This is a genomic window from Paenibacillus sp. FSL L8-0435, from assembly GCF_037965655.1.
Classification (GTDB): domain Bacteria; phylum Bacillota; class Bacilli; order Paenibacillales; family Paenibacillaceae; genus Paenibacillus.
Genome location: NZ_CP150185.1, coordinates 3,360,560 through 3,379,461, shown reverse-complemented (window position 1 = coordinate 3,379,461; position 18,902 = coordinate 3,360,560). Strand labels below are relative to the sequence as shown.

Below are 18,902 nucleotides of genomic sequence, written 5' to 3'. Positions count from 1 at the left end.
CTCCTATTTCCTCTGTTCCAGCTTGGAGATTGGTATACGGTACCCTGCAATGGTTTCCTTTCCAGGTACACTGCTTAGATCAAATATCGCATTTCCTTCATAAAAGAGTTCCAACCTTCGGTAGACATTACGGAGTCCTACATGCTCGCCGTTCCGGGGTCTTTCAGAACGAATATCTCGCAGGAGCTCGGTTAGTCTCCCTGCATCCATACCGATTCCATTATCGATTACCTGAATAACCAGTTCGGAAGCGTTTCGTCTCGCTGTTATCTTGATCTCTCTTCCATTTTTTCGCGCCTGCAAGCCGTGTTTGCAAGCATTCTCGACAAGAGGTTGAATACTCATACGGGGAATGAGCAACGAAGCTGCATCAGGATCAACCTCGAAGGTGTAATCGAACAGCTCTCCAAAGCGAAACTTCTCAATCTGGAGATAAAGATTCGTAAATTGCAGCTCTTCTTGCAAAGGAATCAGATTGTCAGAATGACTGAGCAACTGTCTCATCAGCTTGGACAGACTTTTAATAATCTCAATTACTTCCGTATATCCATTCTTCGTACTAACGACCAGCAAGGCATTCAATGTGTTAAATAAAAAATGGGGATTCATCTGACTCTGGAGCATGGACAATTCAGTCCTCACTTGATCCAGCTCGAGATCTTTTTGACGGATTTCCAGTTTATATACGTCATTAATCAGCGTATGAATTTTACCAATCATGATGTTAAATGTACGAATAAGCCCGCCAATTTCGTCGCGGCCTTCGTGAATTTCAATCAGATCGAATCGTTCGTTACGAACCTTCTCCATATGTCTGGATAACTTGCGAATCCGATAGTGGTAGGAACGCAAAATAATATAGATCAATACAGAGGGGACCACGATACTTAATGCGAGCAACCCCAGAATTGACTTAAAGGCTTCTTGCAGCAGATGGTCAAGGTGACGTGTATCGGCAACTCCAATCAATTTCCAACCCTTTAGGTAGGCTAGATTCCCCAACGATTTTTCGAGCGTGTAAGCAGAATCCCCAGATTCCTTGAGCATTGATTCATTATCAGGTGGGTATAAGTCGGTTTCGCTGAATTCCCCACTTGAAACGACAGTTCGATTGTTGCTGTCCACCAGACGCAACTGAAGACTGTCTGATTCACGATTTAAAATGCTATACACCCGGCTAACTTCCAGATCAATCTTGGAATACTTCGCATAATTCGCATACGAGGTATACGTATCCATTTTGCCAATCACACTGATCCTTCTTCCCGCGTTAAATCCGGATGGCTCAATATAATCAACGACAAGAATGCCTCCACTGGTGGATTTCAGCTGTTTCAATCCAGGGAGTACATTCTTGTCTTTCATCACGATATAATGACTGCCCGTCTGAATGGTATCGTTATCCGTATAGATACGCACCTCCAGAATATTCGCTGACATATACCGTGTTAATTTATCTCGCAGGAATGCATGGTACACGTTGTAATAATCAACGGGGGAGTGATAGGTCCGATCCAGTGCCTCATAGAGCGAATCGTCTGCTGCAATAATTCGGCTCAGAGCAACGCTCTCATCTATCATGCCAAGCAGTTCCCCCGCAGCCCTGTCGATGGATTTACGCAGATTTTCCTGTTCTCTAATTTTGATATCCGCAGAGGTACGTTGATAAAAGAAGATATTAATCGTTATTACAGGAAGGAGAATACTAAGTACATAAATAAGCAGAAATTTGGAGCGGAGAGGAATATCATTAACCTTACGGAACATCCAGAATTTATGACGCATATGATCACCCTTGGTTTTTGTTTTTATAGACTGACGGAAGCTCCCCTGTATGCGCTCTGAACTTTTGGGTGAAATATTCAGCATCATGATATCCTAGCCTGAATGCAATGTCAGTGATCTTCATATTGGTACGTCGCAGGAGTTTACGGGCCTCCTCAACACGAAGCTGGTGTACATAGTCACTGAAACTGACCCCCATCTCCCGCTTGAACTGTTGACCCAGATAGGCAGAATTCACGTGAATACGATTAGCTACATCTTGTAATTTAATTTTACTTCGATAGTGCTGCTTCAATTCATTCACTGCTTCTGCAACCAGCACTCCCATACCCGTCTTTTGCTTCAATTCAGACTGGGAAAGTTGCTTGGACAGTCGAGCACACAGGTCTTGCAATGTGCCGGAAGACCAACTCGCAGCCTCATGCCATTCTTTTTCACATAGTATTTCTCTGCAACCCTCTCTTTTTCCATATTTTCGTAGCAACTCCCCATGAATATATCGAATGACATGATGTATCCATTCCAACGATACCTCTGCTTTCTCACTCTTCTCTAACAGTGCACTCACTGCAATATCGATGGAATACGTGTTTTCTGCTTCAATCAACGCCAAGATCTCTTTGGAGATGTTCATCATTTGCTCTAAATTATATTCTTCGCTTATCCGATATTCATTAAGATGATTGTCATAGGCTTCATCTGTAACCATGACTCCATTTTGCTGTTTTTGCTCATTTCTGCGTTTGTCCAGAGGTTCAATCATTTCCATAAGGATTTGATGAATTTCCTCGGGAACAAGAGGTTTAAGCACATACTGATCGACCTGATACCGTATGGCTTGCTTCGCGTAATTAAAATCCGAGTATCCTGTAACGATAACGATTTTAGAGGTATAGGCGAGATCTTCTCGCAAGGTGTGAATCAAACCAAGACCATCCATAACAGGCATTTGAATATCAGTGACGACAAGATCCGGTTCAACCGAGTTGAATAAAGCAAGTGCTTCCTCCCCATCCGTTGCCGTTCCGCAAAGTTCATATCCACAAGCTTGCCAGTCAATCATCGTTCTCCATCCTTCTAGCATAAACGGCTCATCATCCGCGACAATGACCTTGTACATTAGCTCACCTCACTTTTATCCTTGATCAGCTGCATGTATTTTATCTATATCAATAGGCAGATTCCAGTTGTTCTGAAAACGCTAAACAGCAGAACAACAGCAGGATTGTTGTCTGCTCGCACAACTTGGAGAACAAAATTCCTACCAGTCTCATCGTCATTAATCAATAACATAGAAATGGTTCCATCGGACCGTACTATATGAACGCTCCGATTGTAGCGAAGCGCCGGGAGAACAATTCAAGTGTAACGCTTACATTTTGGTACAACAACCTGTTAAACTATAGGTTTTCACCCGACAAAGTATAGGTTTAGCTCAGAAGTAATCTATTGTCAGGAAAAAGAGTTTTCATTCTCCACGCACAATACGGAATCCTTGATCGGGACCAAAACCATTTGCATCAAATTTGCCTCGAAATGATATTTCATTGTTATTGACACCGCCGATCCAGCCTCCGCCTTTCACAACTCGCCAAGTTTGATTTGGACTCTCCGAATCGCTGTACCAGTCCCAGCACCATTCTCTCACATTCCCAGACATATCATAGATTCCTAACTCATTCGCCTTCTGAGTTCCGACTTTTTTGGTTTGATTACGATTGCTCTCAATAGCGGGCCAGCTCCAGTCACCCGTCAGAATGTTCTCGCCGGCATTTACCCAGTACCAAGCAACTTCATCAGGATTGTTACTTCCGCTGTATGTGTAATTTAAGCTCTTTTGACCTCCGCTTGCAGCGTATTCCCATTCTGCCTCTGTGGGTAAACGGTAACCGTTGGCGTCCTCGTTGATCGTTACATTCCATTTTATAGTGTCGTTTTCATTGTGATTATTCGTGTCCTGGTTGTCTTTATCTATATTGTAATAAGGTTTCAGGTTTTCTTTTATACTTTTTTGATTACAGTATTCCACTGCGTCATACCAGCTGACCATTTCAACAGGCAGGTCATCTCCCTTGAAGCCAGAAGGGTTTTCCCCCATAACCTCCATCCATTCTTTTTGAGTTACTTCGTATTTGCCAATATAGAAGGAATCCAGCGTTTCATTCCTATCAATCTGACTTTGCTTACTGCTCTTGAAGGCTCCCCCTTCGACAAATACCAAGTCATCGTTTACTGTGGTATTACTTGCTGAACAAGCACTCAGACTAACAACTATAGCGATTAAAGTTAACCATACCAGCTTCTTCATTCAATTATTCTCCTTTACTAGCTTAAATCCGGCAACGTCGAGGTCCGTTAGTCTGGAGAATAACGTTACTCAACGCTACCGGAAAATTGAATTTAAATACAGGTGCAGAAGTTAAACTGCATCACATCATTTTTACCAAACCGTCACGTTTGCGCTTCCGCTACTTTGATAACCTTCCGTTGCCATCACCTGATAGGACCAGCTGTTGCCTAAGTACATCCCTTTGCTCGCCCATGCATTCACATGATTACTGAACGTGATGGTAGAATTGACTCCGGTCGGTCTCTTGGACTGTCTAACACTCCAATATTGAGGGAAAGTCTGAGTACCATCAATGGAAGGTGCATTGTATCTCATCGTTGTATAGATGTCATATGTGCCGCCATCACTAGTCATCGAGCCCTTATACGTTCCGGTAGGACGATACGTTCCCCAGCTATCCACCACGTAATATTCAATTAGAGCGTTTCTAGTCCAACCATAGAAGGTAAGATAGCCGTTACCTGAAGGAGAGAATACGCCGGCATTATAATTGACCACTCGATTAGGCGTACCGTATGTCCACCCTTTCCCGACAACAAAGTTCCCGGTATTTTGCCAATTCACGCTGTAATTCCCGCCCGATCCATTCACGGCGTTGACCGTTCCTCCTCCATCTGTCCAATTTTGCCAATAATCTGTTGCTGCGCTCGATGTGGCTGCGAAGACACCAAAACTCATGGCAGATGCGAGAACAACGGTTAACAATTTTTTGCTAAATTTAAACATAGATTATACCTCCTGATATTTTAATAGATTTGGTTGATGCTACAATCCGATATGAATGTTCTTCAGCAAATTCACTTGAAAAGACGTTGCGAAAACAGATACAGATCGTTCTTCCACACGGGCCAATCATGTCCTCCACTTTCCTCATTCCAAATGTGAGGTACTCCGTGTTGCGCCAAATATTGGTGAACCCCATGACTAATCTCTATAAGATTGTCCTGTTCACCGCAAGAGATCCATAACAGCGAGAGTAATGAAGGCGCTTTCGAAAGATCAGGGACAAGTAGCTCCGGACTTCTGGTGTTTGGGGCTGCGGAGAAAGCACCGATCCATGCAAAATGGTCTAGATTACTTAATCCGATATTTAAGGATTGACCTCCGCCCATGGATAAACCAGCAATCGCCCTTTTATCCCGGCTTTTATACAAAGGGTAGTTCGACTCCATGTAAGGTATCAAATCGTTGAGCAGATCGGATTCGAACCGTTTAAATGCTTTGATTTTCTCAGGTTCAAACAGGTCTCCTTCGGCTCGGTCATTCGACATTGCGCGACCATTGGGGAAAACAATAACCATCGGCTCAAGTAAGTTATCATTGTACAGATTATCTAGAATAATTTGCGGAGAACCATGAGTATGCCATTCGGTTTCGTCTCCACCAATACCATGCAAAAGAAAAAGTACAGGATACATCGTTGTCGAAGAAAATTCTGGTGGGGTGTACACCATCGCTTTACGGGAATTGCCAACCGTGGTGGAAGGATATTCTACCGTCTCCATGACTCCACGTGGTATATTCTCCCGATACTGGTCATATCCCATTACTGCTGATGAGATCAATTCCATTCTCTTTTCCTCCGAACATATGAGTGACTATCAGTCTTCAGTTAATCCACATAGCCAAAACCCAGAATGGTGAAGCATTTATGTTCATGGCCTTCCGCCATTTCAATCTCGATGGAGTGCTCCCCCACTTGCTCTTCGTTGAGCAGAAGTGTGGCATGGCAATGGGTCCAGTTCACTTGACGCGGATCGACTTTTTGGACGAATACCCCATCTACCCTGATATCTGCAGTTCCGAATTCGTCGTTACCCGAATCCTTGAAGATTAGAATGAGGCGTTTGCACTGCAAACTTATCCGAAAGCTGCTCTGATTCTCTTTTCCCTCTCCTGTACGCATCCAGTTGTTGGGGAATTGAGGTGTACCATAGTCATGAGCATCCATCTCAGCCATCTGCAGATCCGTGTCCGTTTTACAAAAAGAGCCTGCATCGATTCTGGCAATATGATTGCCGTTTTTCCGATCCAACAGCTTCACATTAACAAATTCATTTCCAATTAGCGGAGCTTTTTCAATATCATGATCTTTCTCATCCCACTCAGAACGATTCGTCACGTCGAACAAATATTCCAAACAATCGGCCATAATTCGATGCCCTATATTAGTTGGATGATATATATCATGGAAAAATTGCTTTTTGGAAATAACGTTTCCTTCACCTTTTGTCTTGTTGAACTGATCTACGACAGCATCTTTCACACTTACCATTGGCAGATCATAATGCCAGCCTACCGGAGCGAGACGATCCTGTAGATTCCAGTCATTTTCAAATACACTGAATAACAAGATGACCGCTGGCTTGTTATCGGCAGTAAGTGCTTTGAGCACCAGACTCTCGTAACATTTACCTTGGGTTTCATCATTTGCGTCATTGACTGCGAATTCGATTACGACAATATCCGGCTGAACGGCACCTCCCCTCAGCACATCACGATCATAACGTACAATCCCCAGTTCGGAAGGAGTTCCACCCACACCTGCTTTAATCAGATGAATGGGACTATCTTTTGAAAGCGCAAACATAAACTTGAACGACTCATACGATCGATAAGCGTAACTTTGGAGATGAATAGGTACTGCACCAGCACCATGGGTAATGGAGCCTCCAATATAAGCGATAACGACAGGTTCGCCGTTTTTTGCCTTCTCAATGGCTCGTTTTAATCTGACATTATTTCCTTTGTTCAGAAGAGATCGGCCAATCATGTCGCGATATCTATGTGACTCAAAATCAATTGCGGGTTTGACTGCCGACGCTGTCACTCCAACTGGATCGCGCGGTGCAGTGAATTCCGTGTTTTCACCTGCATCTCCTGAATCCTGGAGCATAAATCATCATCACATCCTTCCGGTTAGATTCTGACCATCCTCAAACAACATTTAAAGGATCACAGCTTGTATTATTATTAGATCAGATGTGATCCTTCTCCCAAAGTGTATCCCTTACATAATTTTACAACAACCTGACAAAGTATAGGATTTTAACCAATATATCATTTTAATTTGAGTAGAATTACATGCAGATCAGAACACCTATAATTTTTCATGTAAACGCTTTAATTTGTATACTATTTCCATGTTATAATTTTGAAAAACCGCATTGATGAAGGAGGATACTTATGAATAGCACGGGTCAAGGCGCGTGGGATACGGGTACATATACAAATCTGTTTCTGAAGTTAGGCTACGATGAGAATGAGATCACGAACAGATTGGAAGAAACATGGAACGAGCTGTTTTATGGCGATGATAATACTCGAATATATTACCCTTTGGGTGAGGACAAGGGTTATTTGCTGGACACTGGTAATCTCGATATTCGCTCCGAGGGCATGTCCTATGGCATGATGATGGCTGTTCAGATGAACAAAAAGGAAGAATTTGATCGACTCTGGAATTTCTCGCACACGTTTATGCAACATAAAGCGGGACGTTATAAAGATTATTTTGCCTGGCATTGCAAGCCTGACGGAACCCAACTCTCACAAGGTCCTGCTCCTGATGGTGAGGAGTTTTTTGCCATGGCACTTTTTTTTGCCTCCAACCGCTGGGGCGATGGCGCTGAACCTTATGATTACAAGGCACAAGCCCGCAAGATCCTTCGTGCATGTATACATCAGGGCGAAGACGGCGAAGGCGATCCCATGTGGGACCCGGAAACAAAACTGATCAAATTCATACCAGAAACACCGTTTAGCGACCCATCCTACCATCTGCCTCATTTTTATGAACTATTCTCGAAATATGCGAATGAAGAAGATCAGAGCTTCTGGAAAGAAGCGGCGGCCGCTAGTCGTGCTTACCTTCATACAGCCTGCCATCCCGTAACCGGACTATCACCTGAATATGCGAACTATGATGGCTCCCCGGCTCCAATACAGCCGCATGGTGATTTCAGACATTTCTACAGTGATGCCTACCGTGTTGCTGCGAATATAGCGCTGGACTGGGAATGGTTCCGCAAGGATCACTGGCAGATCGAACAATCCAATCGGATTCAGTCCTTCTTCAGTGATATTGAAATGTCCGATTATCGTCGTTATACAATAGAAGGTGAACCTTTCGACGAACATTCACTGCATCCTGTAGGTTTGCTGGCTACCAATGCCATGGCTTCACTGGCTGCAGACGGTCCACATGCTGACACATTCGTTCGCAAGTTCTGGAACACACCTTTGCGTCAGGGAGAGCGACGTTATTACGACAATTGCCTGTATTTTTTCAGCATGCTCGCTCTAAGCGGAAGATATCGCATGTACTAAACTAAGGGAATGTGCATGAGCCGTTATACCTGTCCTGTGAACGTTTGGCTTGCAGGACAGGTTCAATCTCAATTCTAAGTAGGATGCAATGATATTACGATTTAATCTATATCAATAAAAAACGTTCCCGGCTCGCATATGTTGACTGCGAACCGGGAACGTTTGGTTATGCAAATACAGGCAGTAACTTTTCCCGCTCTGTATGATTCAGATACTTTAATTATTTGGAAACAGAAGAAGTATCATAAGAAGACTGCATAATCTCCAGATAGCGATTAATGTTCAGTCCCTCCAGGCCTTTCACATATTCATCCCAATCCTTATCCAGACTTTTGGCGCCTGTAATAAATTGCAGGGCGTTCTGATCGATGTAATCCTTGAGATTGGTCTGCATCATGCTGGCTTCATCAGCTTGGGACGGATCTACCCACAATGCCCAATGAGGGAAAATCTCTTTCGGTTCCTTGCCTTCCATTAACAATGTCGCCTCATAGAGACGTCGCTCACCACCATCATTGGCATAGATGTCTGTCCCCTGTACTTCGGAGTCCCGATATGCCTGATAATGATTGTACTGACTCAATGCAGCCCAACTGTCATTACGAGGTTCTTCTCCAGAAGGAAGCGGAATGGCTTTATATAACGGCTCAATCTGATCATTGAGCGCCACTTCTCCTTCTTGTGGTTTGCGCCAGCTTACGCCCTCTTCTCCCAGATATGATGCCATGGTTCCTTCCTGGGTATAGAGATAATCCAGCAGCTTTATGGCCGCGATCTGTGTTTCCTCACTGGCTTTGTTTGTCAGTACAAAAGACGCTCCGGGATCAATCGGATAGTTGTACGTAGCATAAGCAGCATGGGGTCCCTTCAATGGAGGAATGGGATTGTAATCATTCCCGTAAGGAGAACCTTCGGCAGTTGTTACGAATAATGATGGATGCATCGCTGCTCCCGCACCGAGAAGCTGTGCATCAGCGTTATCTCCAATTTTTTTGAAGGCCCCGACGTTTTGGGTAAATGCCCCTGGATCAATCAACCCTTCATCGTACAGGGATTTAATATAGGCAAGCCCTTCTTTCCACTCCGGTTTGTTCACTACGGTCTCCACTTTCCCCTGATTGACAATGAGATAATTCCGATCGTCGTCATAGATAAAACCGTTCATCAAGTACGGAATAATGTGCACACCGAAATTTTCAGTCGAACCGCTTAGCGGTACTTCGTCGGCTTTGCCGTTCCCGTTTGGGTCTTTCGTTTTAAATGCCCGAAGCATTTCTTTAAATTCTTCTGTCGTCGTGGGTTCGGTCAGGCCCAGTTGTTCCATCCATTTGGTATTGACCCACATCTTGTTTGGGTATGAACAGTGAAAACATTCATTCAGACCCGTCAGACCATAGATATTTCCGTCGGGAGCAGTGTTCATGGCCCGATAATAGTCATTGCTCTCAAGCACTTTTTTAATATTGGGAGCATGCTGCTCAATCAGATCATTCAGCGGCAAAATAACCCCCTGTTGACCAAACTTCAACAAGTCTGTCTGGGAGAAACGATCTACCCAAGGGATGAGCAGATACAAGTCCGGATAATCACCAGAAGCCAGTGAAATCTGTCTTTTCTCCGCTGCACCGTCGAATGGAACCGTAGTCCAGTTGAACTGAATATCAAACTTTTCTTCCATTTTCTTCGTGAATTTGTTAGTGGACAGGCTGGTATCCGAACCCTGGTGAGCAAACACATTAATGGCCGTCTTGCCTGACGGATCGCTGCCTTCCCCGTTCCCCTTATCAGAGCTTGAACATCCGGCAAGTACCAACGAGGTAAACAGCATACAGGCAAGAATGATGAATCCCGCTTTTTTCAATATAATCCTCTCCTTCATGAATAATAGAAAAAATGAACTTATCCTTTAACTGAGCCAATCAGCATACCTTGCACGAAATACCGTTGAACAAAAGGATAGATGATTAGCACCGGCAAGCTGGCCATCACAATTAACGAGTACTTCATGAGTTCAGCCATCTGCTGCTGTTTGATCATTTCCGATGCATCCATGCTCCCCGTACTGCTGTTCAGAATAAGAATGCTGCGTAATATCAGCTGTAGCGGGTAGAGCGACTGTGATTTCAGATAGATGAGGGCGTCAAAGTATGCATTCCACTGACCGACAGCGTACATAAGTGACAACACGGCGATAATCGGTTTGGCGAGTGGCAGGATAATACTGAAGATAAACCGGATGTCACTGCAGCCATCGATGTCTGCTGCTTCGGACAATTCTTCCGGTATCGAATTCTGAAAAAAGGTACGGGCAATGATGACTTGCCATACCCAGACGGCATTGGGAATCAGCAACGCCCAGCGGGTATCAATCAGCCCCATGGTTTTGACCACCAGATAGGTAGGGATCAAACCGCCTGAGAACAACATGGTGAAGGTAATAAACATCATTAACGAGCTGCGGCCAACAAACGTTTTTTTGGATAATGGATAAGCAATCATAATGGTCAGTGCCACGCTGATGAAGGTGCCGCAGGCTGTATAAAAAAGGGAATTGACATAACCGGTAAGGACTTGATCATTCCGCAATACAGACTTGTAACCGTCAAACGTCAGGTCAATGGGCCACAACCAGACTTTTCCCGAGGAGACGGCAGCTGGGCTACTGAGCGAAGAACTCACAATATATATCAAGGGATATAGCACGGCAATCAGCACCACTGTCAGCATGAAGTAAACAACCGTTATAAATACGCGGTCTCCCCAGGATTCACGAATCGTACTGCTGCTCTTGATCCGCGAACGACCTGCATTTGTCTGTGTGTTAGGCATGGGTTGATTCTCCTCCTTTCGCTCCCGTTACCATAAGCTTGTATTGGACAGTCGCTTGGCGACCGCGTTTACGATTAATAGCAGAATCAGGTTAATCACCGAGTTGAACAGGCCAACCGCAGTAGCGAAGCTGTAATTGGCATTCAGCAATCCTATTTTATAGACATACGTGGAGATGATCTCCGAAGCAGACAGGTTGAGCGGATTTTGCAGCAAATATATTTTTTCGAACCCAACAGCCATGATATTCCCTACACTCAGGATCAGAATGATGACGGCTGCCGGAAGTAGTCCAGGCAGATCAACATTAATGATTTTCTGTATTCGGTTGGCTCCGTCCACTTTGGCGGCTTCATATAGGGATGGATCAACACCTGCCAGAGCAGCCAGATATATCACAGCGGAGTACCCCATTCCCTGCCACACATCGGAGAATACGTAGATGGATCGAAACAGTCCAGGCTCACCGAGAAAATTCACTGCTTCGAAACCAAGGGCGCCTGCAATCGTGTTGACAATACCCAGCCTAGGAGACAGAAAGAGCATAATGATGGAGACCATAACAACGGTAGAGATGAAATATGGAGCATACGTCACCATTTGCACTGTTTTTTTGAATCGTATGTTTTTGATTTCGTTCAGCGCGAGCGCCAGTAATATAGGAATCGGGAAACCAACGATCAGGCTGTAAAACGAAATGTAGAGTGTGTTCTTGATCAGCATGACAAACGCCGGATTTTTGAAAAGTAATTCGAAATACTTGGTTCCGGCCCACTGACTGCCCCAGATCCCCTTGATGACGTTGTAATCTTTAAATGCTAGGACCGCATTCACCATGGGTACATACTTGAAAATAATAAAGTAAGCAATCGGTGGCAGGATCAGCAGATATAACTGCCAATGTCGCCTCCAACTTCTGGATAATGCTTGCTTCAAGGCAAACGGTTTACTTGGTTTCTCCACGGACTTTGATTCACTGGTCACTGTGGTTCTCAGAATCATCCCCCCATTCTTGGCTCCAAATCGTGCTGAACTTCAGCCCAACTTGGTAGCGCTTACTTTTTGAGTAATCATAAGATTGCGCTGGGGATGCGTAAAGGTACAGTTGCGCTGAGAAAGTACAAAAAGCGAATATAGTTCCCGAGAAACAACCTACATTAACCGCTATGAACGTCCATTTTCCGAAACACACTCGGAGAAATGCCGCGTACCCGCTTGAAAGCTCGGCGGAATGAATGTGCACTGTTATACCCGGTGGCCTCCGCTATCTCGTCAATGGTCTGACCGGTAGAGTGCAACAAGTTCGAGGCAGCATCAATGCGTACCCTTTCTACATAATCGGAAAGATTCTCTCCCGTATGTTCTTTGAACAGTTGAGATATAAACTTCTCGGACTTGCTCATGTGCTCCGCAATCCGATAGATCGTCAAGTTTGCATCCCCATAATGTTGTTGGATAAAACAAATCATTTCGTTTACAGTATCCCCATGTGCTCCTGTTCTTCTTCTCTGGAAATCACCACAGATGTCTTCCGTTAACCGTTTGAATTTTGCACGCAGCGAAGTAATCGTTTCTGTCATCTGAATAGATGTCACACGAGTTTTATATTCCTCCAGCAGGGAGGCATCCAGCTTGAATTTGGGTTCGTCCAGCTTCAGAAAAGTCCCCTTCAGCTCCATGATGAACTGCTGTGTCATCTCGTAGGAAAGTTCCCGCTCCTCTAAATTACGAAGAAACAATTGCTCCAGAATACGTATCGCCTCTTCATGCTCACCGACTTTGATCGTGTTCAGCAGGCGCTGTTCAGACTCAATCGGATAATAGAACATTTCATTTTCCTTCATCGTATCTTCAAATCTCACCAGATGATCTGTTCCCATATGAATGGCATAATCCAGAGCTTGTTTGGCTTCGTCAAAGGAACGCCCTGCATCATTCCAAACCTCGTAAGCTGCACCTGTACCAATTGTTGTGGATATCCGATGCTCCCGGTAGATCACTTCCATCAAGGTGTTCAGCTCTTTTTCACATCTCCCTATAGCTTCATTCAGTTGGTTCTCATCCAATGGACAGGCAAAAGCGATCTGGTCTGTTCCCCAATCCGTGATCAGCAGCTGCGCATTCCACTCTGTAAGTACCTGTTTGATGAGCAGCCTTGCGACACCCAGTTCATGGATAGTTTCTTCACTGTCCGGATTGGCATATCCGTTTACCTTCACTAAGCCTGCCAAGCCCTTGCTGCTATGAAGGGAAATGTGCGCCTGGGATGAGATAACCTCCAACTCAAGTGAGGTATAGACTTCTCCGGTTAACAAACGTTTGATAAAACCGTCTCTCAATAACGGAATCTGCTCATTCATGGCGTTTTTAAGTGAGTCATTATTAGCAATAAGATTGTTAATATGGCTTGCCAAAAAATCATATTCATTGCCCCGTCTGCCTGGGGAATCGGTGATTTGTTCCCGAAAAGAGGCCAACAATCTGTAAACGGGTGCACTATTCCGATAGGCCAGAACCAGCCCGAATAACAGTCCTAGGGCAATGGTTGCCAAAGTAAAGACCAGCGTGACTTGTTTGATTTGGTCCGCTTTTGTCATGAGTGCTTTCTCCGGAATCCCTGCCATGTAATTCCATCCATTTTGACTGGACTGCATCGATATCAGCAGCCGACCATCACTTCCAGGCTGTACATTCTGCACGTTCAGCTCCGTTTCCGCAGCGTTACCTTCTCTCTGGCGACTCTGTGCCATTTGCTCAGCTTCGGCTTGTTCAATGCCATGGGAGAAAATGATCTGTCCTTCCGCATCGGTGACGAGAGTCCAGCCGCCATATTGATCCACAATATTTTGAGTAAGGCTGGCCATCTGATCCTGATCAATCATGACACCAATCGTCGCTTGCGGTTTGTTGAAGCTGTTCAAAGGCAGAGATTGCAGAAACGTAATGGCGGGAACGTCTGCAAGCACAGTGCCGAGTATTTCACGTTTATAGTTTCGAAGCGGTATGATTTCATTAAAGTGTGGTTGTTTGAGAATTTGGTCATGCCACTGTTCAAACGACATACCGTCCAGCTGATTGGCAGCATAATAATGCTCTGGACGATAATACACAGTTCTTGGTGTGATGATGGCATTGTAGTTTGGAATGTGAATGAAGAAATGGGACAAGTAATCATTGGTACTGCTGTACATGGAGAGGCTCCGCTGCATACGGTTCATACCGTAGACATTGTAGAGATCATGCGGCTTTGGCCCAGCAATTAAATTTTGCAAATCGGGATTGACGGCAAGCTGCCTGGTAAAGGCTTCAACTTGAAGAAGGTTACGCTCAATGATCTCTTTCCCGAGACTCAGCGACTTCAAGCTGTTTTCAATGGAGCTGGACCGGGCCGCTTCAATAGAAGCTCGGTAAGAGGCATATCCCGCAATTTGAGGAATCATCAGAATGACAAGATACGAAATGAGGAATCGGCGGAACACGGGTGAAAATTTGGACCATAGGAGCTGCATATGTACCCTCCCTTTTTTATCAAGCGCTTACATTTCTCTGTGATAAGGTAGCTGTTCAATGATACACCGGGCATTTCTTCCTGGTGAAGGTACAACTTCTTCCTTATGGTACATTTACATACTGCGGTGTACAATGCTTACATGAAAATAATTGTCGGTCTGCGGGTTAGCGCACAAATATAGTTGTATTTTACCTTCGCATGACATCCATCCCAAAGTATCAAAAATAAACACAAAAAACCTCCCCAAGACATGGATTGACTTGGGGAGGTTTTTTGTGTTTATTAATTGCTAACGGCAACAAATTTCCATTGTTGGTTTGTACCACCTGTGTAGGTGTTCTGCTGCAGCAAGGCTCCATCCGAAGTGGAAGCGTTTGCCACTTCAATGGCTTTATTGCTGTTCACGTTGATGATACTCCAGTACCCGTTACCAAGATCGTTGACCTTAAAATGCTGAGCGGTTGTGTTCAGATTGCTCATGAGTTGAACCGCTTCCCCATTGGTCAGGGTACCGTTGCGAATATCGATGACTTTGTCCGGTGAGTTCACACTTGTTAGTGTATAGTTGCCGCTGCCGATCGAGGTCAGAACCCACTTCTGAGGGTTACCGCCCAGATCACTCCACTGCTGGAGCTGAAGATTATTTTCATTTTGACCACCTGGCACATCAACAACTTTGTTGGAATGCCGGGCTACGATTTTATAAGTTGCACCGGATACAAGACCCGTTGTGGGTCCGCCGCCTTGTCCACTGCCCGGGTAAGTCTGAGCACGTTCATGGTACCAGTTGAACAGGAATCGTCCCATGGCACTCCGTGAAGCATCTCCATCCCATTTCAGTCCAGCCGTTGGGTCGGCAAAGGAGCTTCGTGGTCCTTCACTTAGAATGAATCCGTTCATATGAGCTGCAATGCTGACATTGCCTGATGCGTTGAAAATCGTTTTGGTATTGGTGCCAAAACCTTCATTGCTGCCATTAAACAAGTTCCAGTAGGCCGAATCGCCAGGTTTGTTTTTGAACCAGGTTACCTCGGTAATATTAATCGGATATTTGTCAGCAGCTGCCTTCACGTTGGTATTCCACTGGTCTTGCAGGATAGAGAAGTTGTCATATGCGCCATAACCAGGGTACCAGTGAACCGCATATCCATAGTTATTGAGCGGATCAGTCAATGGATGGCTTGCCGTCAAGCTGTAAAATTGGTTGTATCCCAGACCTGCCGCCCAGATGACGTTGTCCGCACCTTTGCTACGAATTGTTGAAATCATGGAATTTTGGAAATTACGCAAGTCATTCCAGTGATCCACAAAGTCATTCTCCCCGTTGTATCCACCCCAATGTCCATTGGCATAGGATTTCACCGGTTCGTTGATCAGCTCGAAGTGAACGTTGTCTGCACTTTTGATCTCCGGGCGTGAAGCGAGATAACCCCAGATTTCGTTGAATTTTTGCAGGTTGGCAGGTGTTGTTGCCTGATCATCCTTCAATGTGAAGTCCAGTCCCAGGACAACATAGACACCTTTTGTTTTGGCATATTGAATGTACGGAATAATTACATTTTGCGTAACGGTCTGCACACCGGCAAAGTTATATGTACCAGCAGCCACATCTCCCATGTCCTGACGATCGATGAACAGACGTACCTGATTCATATTCCAGCCATGATTGCTTCCGTACTTCGCGCTGGTGTCCGCAAAAGTATCGGTAATGTCTTTCAGATAAGCCAGTGTAGCTGCATGACGGTTATTGCCGTGCAGATTGAGATAATAATTGCTGTCCTGATATGTCCAGTAGGCACCTGAGGGTTGATGCCAACCGTTCAGTAGCACAGGCTGGTTGTTGCTGTTCACCAGGTTTTTGCCGTTTACGTGCAGCTTGCCCATCGGCATGCCCACCCATGCTTCGGCACGGCTGCCTCCCCATGGAGCAATTGTGATCAATAAAGCCAGAATGAGTACAAGTTTACAAGATGTCATGAACTTCTTCACTTTAATTCCTCCTGATCTGATATATTGCCTTGCAATAATGCGAGGTAAGCTCCGTCAGAGTATCTCTGATCAAACAGATCGCTCAGGTCGGCGCCCGCTCCCGCAGCCCATTCCACACCAGCAGGGGGATCCTGCGCAGGGAAGGATCGCGGTTCTGCTGTGAGCATACGTTCATGAGATCGTTACATGCCCCCTTTTCACAGATGGAATGTTGCATGAAGTTCCTCCTCCCTCTTCCAGTCTGATCCCACTCCAAACGTACAGAAGAACTTAACTTAACCGACGATTCCCGTACGCTCTACACTCTCTACGAAATATCGTTGCACAAACAAATAGATGATGATCAAAGGCAGAATGGCAAGAAGAATTCCTGTATCCTGGATCATACTCAGATAGAACGGATCGGCTTGGGAAGCTGCACCATCAGTAACCTGCTGGGCCAGATTATACGGAAGGGACGATAACTGGGTCGACATGACTTTACTTGAAGTCAGATAAGTCGTCGTATAGAAGCTGTCGTTCCACTGCCATACGAAGGAAAACAGCATGACTGTTACCATGGACGGAATGGCATTGGGCAGCATGATTCTTGAAAATGTTCGTCCGATGCCCGCGCCGTCCACATAGGCCGCCTCCTCCACTTCCTTCGGAATACCTCTGAAGAATTGCCGGAAGATAAAGATGTACAAACCGGCTTTAAGTGAATTGGCCGTAATTGCCGTCAGAATAAACGGCCAATAGGTATTAAGCAAATTAACAGGTTTGCCGGCTATAAGCGTCATAAGCCCCATCAGGTCAAAGCTTTTCAGATTCAGGTATACCGGAATGAGAATGGTCGTTGGTGGTACAAGAATCGTTAGAATTACACCAGCAAACAGCCAGTTGCTTCCCCTGAATTTCAGTCTGGCGAATCCGTATCCTGCAAGTGCACAGGATGCTGTAGTCAGCAGTGTAGTCGTTGCAGACAGGGCAAAGGTATTAAACAGCGTTGCCCAGTAATCCATTACGCGTATCGCCTCTTTGAAATTGTCAATGGAGAAGTTCTGTGGAATCCACACCACCACTGCCGAATACAGATCACCTTTAGCTTTGATGGATGTGGAAACCTTCTGAAATATGGGAAACAGGATAACGAAGGAAAGCCCGGTAATCAGAACGAATCGGATCATGGCCCACAGCCAGCCTTTCCAATGCTCCAGCGATAATAATCGTGATGTTGTCACGTGGGACACCCTCCTTTCTAATCTTGATAGAAGACTCGCTTCGAGAAAATGATGTTTACGATAACCAGAATGATGGCAATGGCCAGAAAGTAGACCCATGCCATGGCAGAACTTAATCCAAAGTCAAATTTGACGAAGCCGGTATCCCGGATCAGTTCCGTCATGGCGTTATTGGCAAACGAATCAATGATTGTATAGATCGCATTGACAAAAATAAGCGGGCTGACCATTGGGAACGTAATTTTCCAAAAGGCTTCATAACCCGTTGCCCCTTCCATCTTCGAAGCCTCATACAGTTGAGGGGAAATCGTCTGGATCCCTGCCAAAAAGATCAAAATCTGCACACCGGATTGACTGACGATCTGATAGATCCGATCTACGGCGCTGCTCAGATACGTAACGATCCAATCGCTCACTCCGGCGTTAACCATCAGATTTTCGAGTTCAAATGTCCCGAGTGAGCTTCCACCTGTGCTGCTCTGATTAACCGCTTCAATCAGGCTGGTGCTCTCCAGTGTCATAATCACTCCCGATGCCAGAATAACGGGCAGGAAAAAGATCGACCGCGCTACAGCCCGGCCCCTGAACTTCTGATTCAGGATGACGGCAAGGAACAGACTGAATATAACGATAAGCGGTACGTTGATGAGCACGTCTGTGATCGCCTCAATTAACGCACGGTTAAAGCTTGTATTGACGGTCAGCGCCTGAATATAATTGGCAACACCGTTGAACTGAATTGCTATGCCTTCCGCGTTAGCCTGAATTGTACTCATGCTGTATCGCAGAGAGGCTAACAGCGGAATGAAGAAAAACAACACAAAACCAATGAGCCAGGGAAGCACGTAGATTACGCCCCACATGGCTTTCTGCTGAGCATACGTAC

Annotated in this window: 15 protein-coding genes; 1 reads left to right on the top strand and 14 read right to left on the bottom strand. The window is 45.2% G+C overall.

Annotated features, from left to right (window positions below):
• Window positions 1-3: 3 nt before the first annotated feature.
• The 6 genes from NST33_RS14730 to NST33_RS14705 all read right to left on the bottom strand — a co-directional run bounded on the left by NST33_RS14730 (window position 4) and on the right by NST33_RS14705 (window position 7,031).
• Window positions 4-1,785, bottom strand: coding sequence for a sensor histidine kinase (locus tag NST33_RS14730; RefSeq protein ID WP_339308477.1), 1,782 nt, complete (start codon window positions 1,783-1,785; stop codon window positions 4-6).
• Between the two features lie 4 nt (window positions 1,786-1,789).
• On the bottom strand, window positions 1,790-2,905 hold the full coding sequence (locus tag NST33_RS14725) for a response regulator (RefSeq protein ID WP_339308475.1): 1,116 nt from the start codon (window positions 2,903-2,905) through the stop codon (window positions 1,790-1,792).
• Between the two features lie 348 nt (window positions 2,906-3,253).
• The gene (locus tag NST33_RS14720; protein WP_076210844.1) at window positions 3,254-4,093 is read right to left on the bottom strand and encodes an SUMF1/EgtB/PvdO family nonheme iron enzyme; all 840 of its coding nucleotides are present in this window, start codon (window positions 4,091-4,093) and stop codon (window positions 3,254-3,256) included.
• 132 nt (window positions 4,094-4,225) lie between these two features.
• Entirely contained in the window at window positions 4,226-4,861 is a 636-nt protein-coding gene (locus NST33_RS14715; protein WP_076210846.1) for a glycoside hydrolase family 11 protein, read from the bottom strand.
• 71 nt (window positions 4,862-4,932) lie between these two features.
• A complete protein-coding gene (locus NST33_RS14710; RefSeq protein ID WP_221821103.1) occupies window positions 4,933-5,706 on the bottom strand; it encodes an alpha/beta hydrolase-fold protein in 774 nt (257 codons plus the stop codon).
• A 41-nt stretch (window positions 5,707-5,747) separates the two neighbouring features.
• Window positions 5,748-7,031, bottom strand: coding sequence for an SGNH/GDSL hydrolase family protein (locus NST33_RS14705; RefSeq protein ID WP_221821101.1), 1,284 nt, complete (start codon window positions 7,029-7,031; stop codon window positions 5,748-5,750).
• A gap of 290 nt (window positions 7,032-7,321) precedes the next feature.
• Here NST33_RS14705 and NST33_RS14700 point away from each other — a divergent pair, with 290 nt between their 5' ends.
• A complete protein-coding gene (locus NST33_RS14700; RefSeq protein ID WP_221821100.1) occupies window positions 7,322-8,464 on the top strand; it encodes a glycosyl hydrolase family 8 in 1,143 nt (380 codons plus the stop codon).
• Between the two features lie 220 nt (window positions 8,465-8,684).
• Here NST33_RS14700 and NST33_RS14695 read toward each other — a convergent pair whose 3' ends face one another.
• The 8 genes from NST33_RS14695 to NST33_RS14660 form a co-directional block, all read right to left on the bottom strand.
• Window positions 8,685-10,325: an ABC transporter substrate-binding protein gene (locus NST33_RS14695; protein ID WP_221821099.1), complete on the bottom strand. Its 1,641-nt coding sequence runs from the start codon at window positions 10,323-10,325 to the stop codon at window positions 8,685-8,687.
• A gap of 38 nt (window positions 10,326-10,363) precedes the next feature.
• Entirely contained in the window at window positions 10,364-11,293 is a 930-nt protein-coding gene (locus NST33_RS14690) for a carbohydrate ABC transporter permease (protein WP_339308472.1), read from the bottom strand.
• A gap of 27 nt (window positions 11,294-11,320) precedes the next feature.
• The gene (locus NST33_RS14685; RefSeq protein ID WP_339308695.1) at window positions 11,321-12,175 is read right to left on the bottom strand and encodes an ABC transporter permease subunit; all 855 of its coding nucleotides are present in this window, start codon (window positions 12,173-12,175) and stop codon (window positions 11,321-11,323) included.
• 275 nt (window positions 12,176-12,450) lie between these two features.
• Window positions 12,451-14,802, bottom strand: coding sequence for a helix-turn-helix domain-containing protein (locus tag NST33_RS14680; protein ID WP_221821097.1), 2,352 nt, complete (start codon window positions 14,800-14,802; stop codon window positions 12,451-12,453).
• A 284-nt stretch (window positions 14,803-15,086) separates the two neighbouring features.
• Complete coding sequence (locus NST33_RS14675) at window positions 15,087-16,793, bottom strand: RICIN domain-containing protein (protein ID WP_339308470.1); 1,707 nt, start codon at window positions 16,791-16,793, stop codon at window positions 15,087-15,089.
• The gene (locus NST33_RS14670) at window positions 16,790-16,960 is read right to left on the bottom strand and encodes a hypothetical protein (RefSeq protein ID WP_339308468.1); all 171 of its coding nucleotides are present in this window, start codon (window positions 16,958-16,960) and stop codon (window positions 16,790-16,792) included. Before NST33_RS14670 ends, NST33_RS14675 begins: the two co-directional genes overlap by 4 nt.
• Before the next feature lie 108 nt (window positions 16,961-17,068).
• Window positions 17,069-18,016, bottom strand: coding sequence for a carbohydrate ABC transporter permease (locus tag NST33_RS14665; protein WP_036615897.1), 948 nt, complete (start codon window positions 18,014-18,016; stop codon window positions 17,069-17,071).
• 17 nt (window positions 18,017-18,033) lie between these two features.
• Window positions 18,034-18,879 (bottom strand): sugar ABC transporter permease, encoded by an 846-nt coding sequence (locus tag NST33_RS14660; RefSeq protein WP_082219083.1) that lies wholly within the window; start codon window positions 18,877-18,879, stop codon window positions 18,034-18,036.
• Window positions 18,880-18,902 lie beyond the last annotated feature (23 nt).

What these genes read in the sequence shown, in the direction of transcription:
- NST33_RS14700 (WP_221821100.1), top strand. Translation starts at nt 7,322, where the DNA reads ATGAATAGCACGGGTCAAGGCGCGTGGGATACGGGTACATATACAAAT.
- NST33_RS14730 (WP_339308477.1), bottom strand. Translation starts at nt 1,785, where the DNA reads ATGCGTCATAAATTCTGGATGTTCCGTAAGGTTAATGATATTCCTCTC.
- NST33_RS14660 (WP_082219083.1), bottom strand. Translation starts at nt 18,879, where the DNA reads ATGTGGGGCGTAATCTACGTGCTTCCCTGGCTCATTGGTTTTGTGTTG.
- NST33_RS14710 (WP_221821103.1), bottom strand. Translation starts at nt 5,706, where the DNA reads ATGGAATTGATCTCATCAGCAGTAATGGGATATGACCAGTATCGGGAG.
- NST33_RS14680 (WP_221821097.1), bottom strand. Translation starts at nt 14,802, where the DNA reads ATGCAGCTCCTATGGTCCAAATTTTCACCCGTGTTCCGCCGATTCCTC.
- NST33_RS14725 (WP_339308475.1), bottom strand. Translation starts at nt 2,905, where the DNA reads ATGTACAAGGTCATTGTCGCGGATGATGAGCCGTTTATGCTAGAAGGA.
- NST33_RS14715 (WP_076210846.1), bottom strand. Translation starts at nt 4,861, where the DNA reads ATGTTTAAATTTAGCAAAAAATTGTTAACCGTTGTTCTCGCATCTGCC.
- NST33_RS14720 (WP_076210844.1), bottom strand. Translation starts at nt 4,093, where the DNA reads ATGAAGAAGCTGGTATGGTTAACTTTAATCGCTATAGTTGTTAGTCTG.
- NST33_RS14705 (WP_221821101.1), bottom strand. Translation starts at nt 7,031, where the DNA reads ATGCTCCAGGATTCAGGAGATGCAGGTGAAAACACGGAATTCACTGCA.
- NST33_RS14670 (WP_339308468.1), bottom strand. Translation starts at nt 16,960, where the DNA reads ATGCTCACAGCAGAACCGCGATCCTTCCCTGCGCAGGATCCCCCTGCT.
- NST33_RS14690 (WP_339308472.1), bottom strand. Translation starts at nt 11,293, where the DNA reads ATGCCTAACACACAGACAAATGCAGGTCGTTCGCGGATCAAGAGCAGC.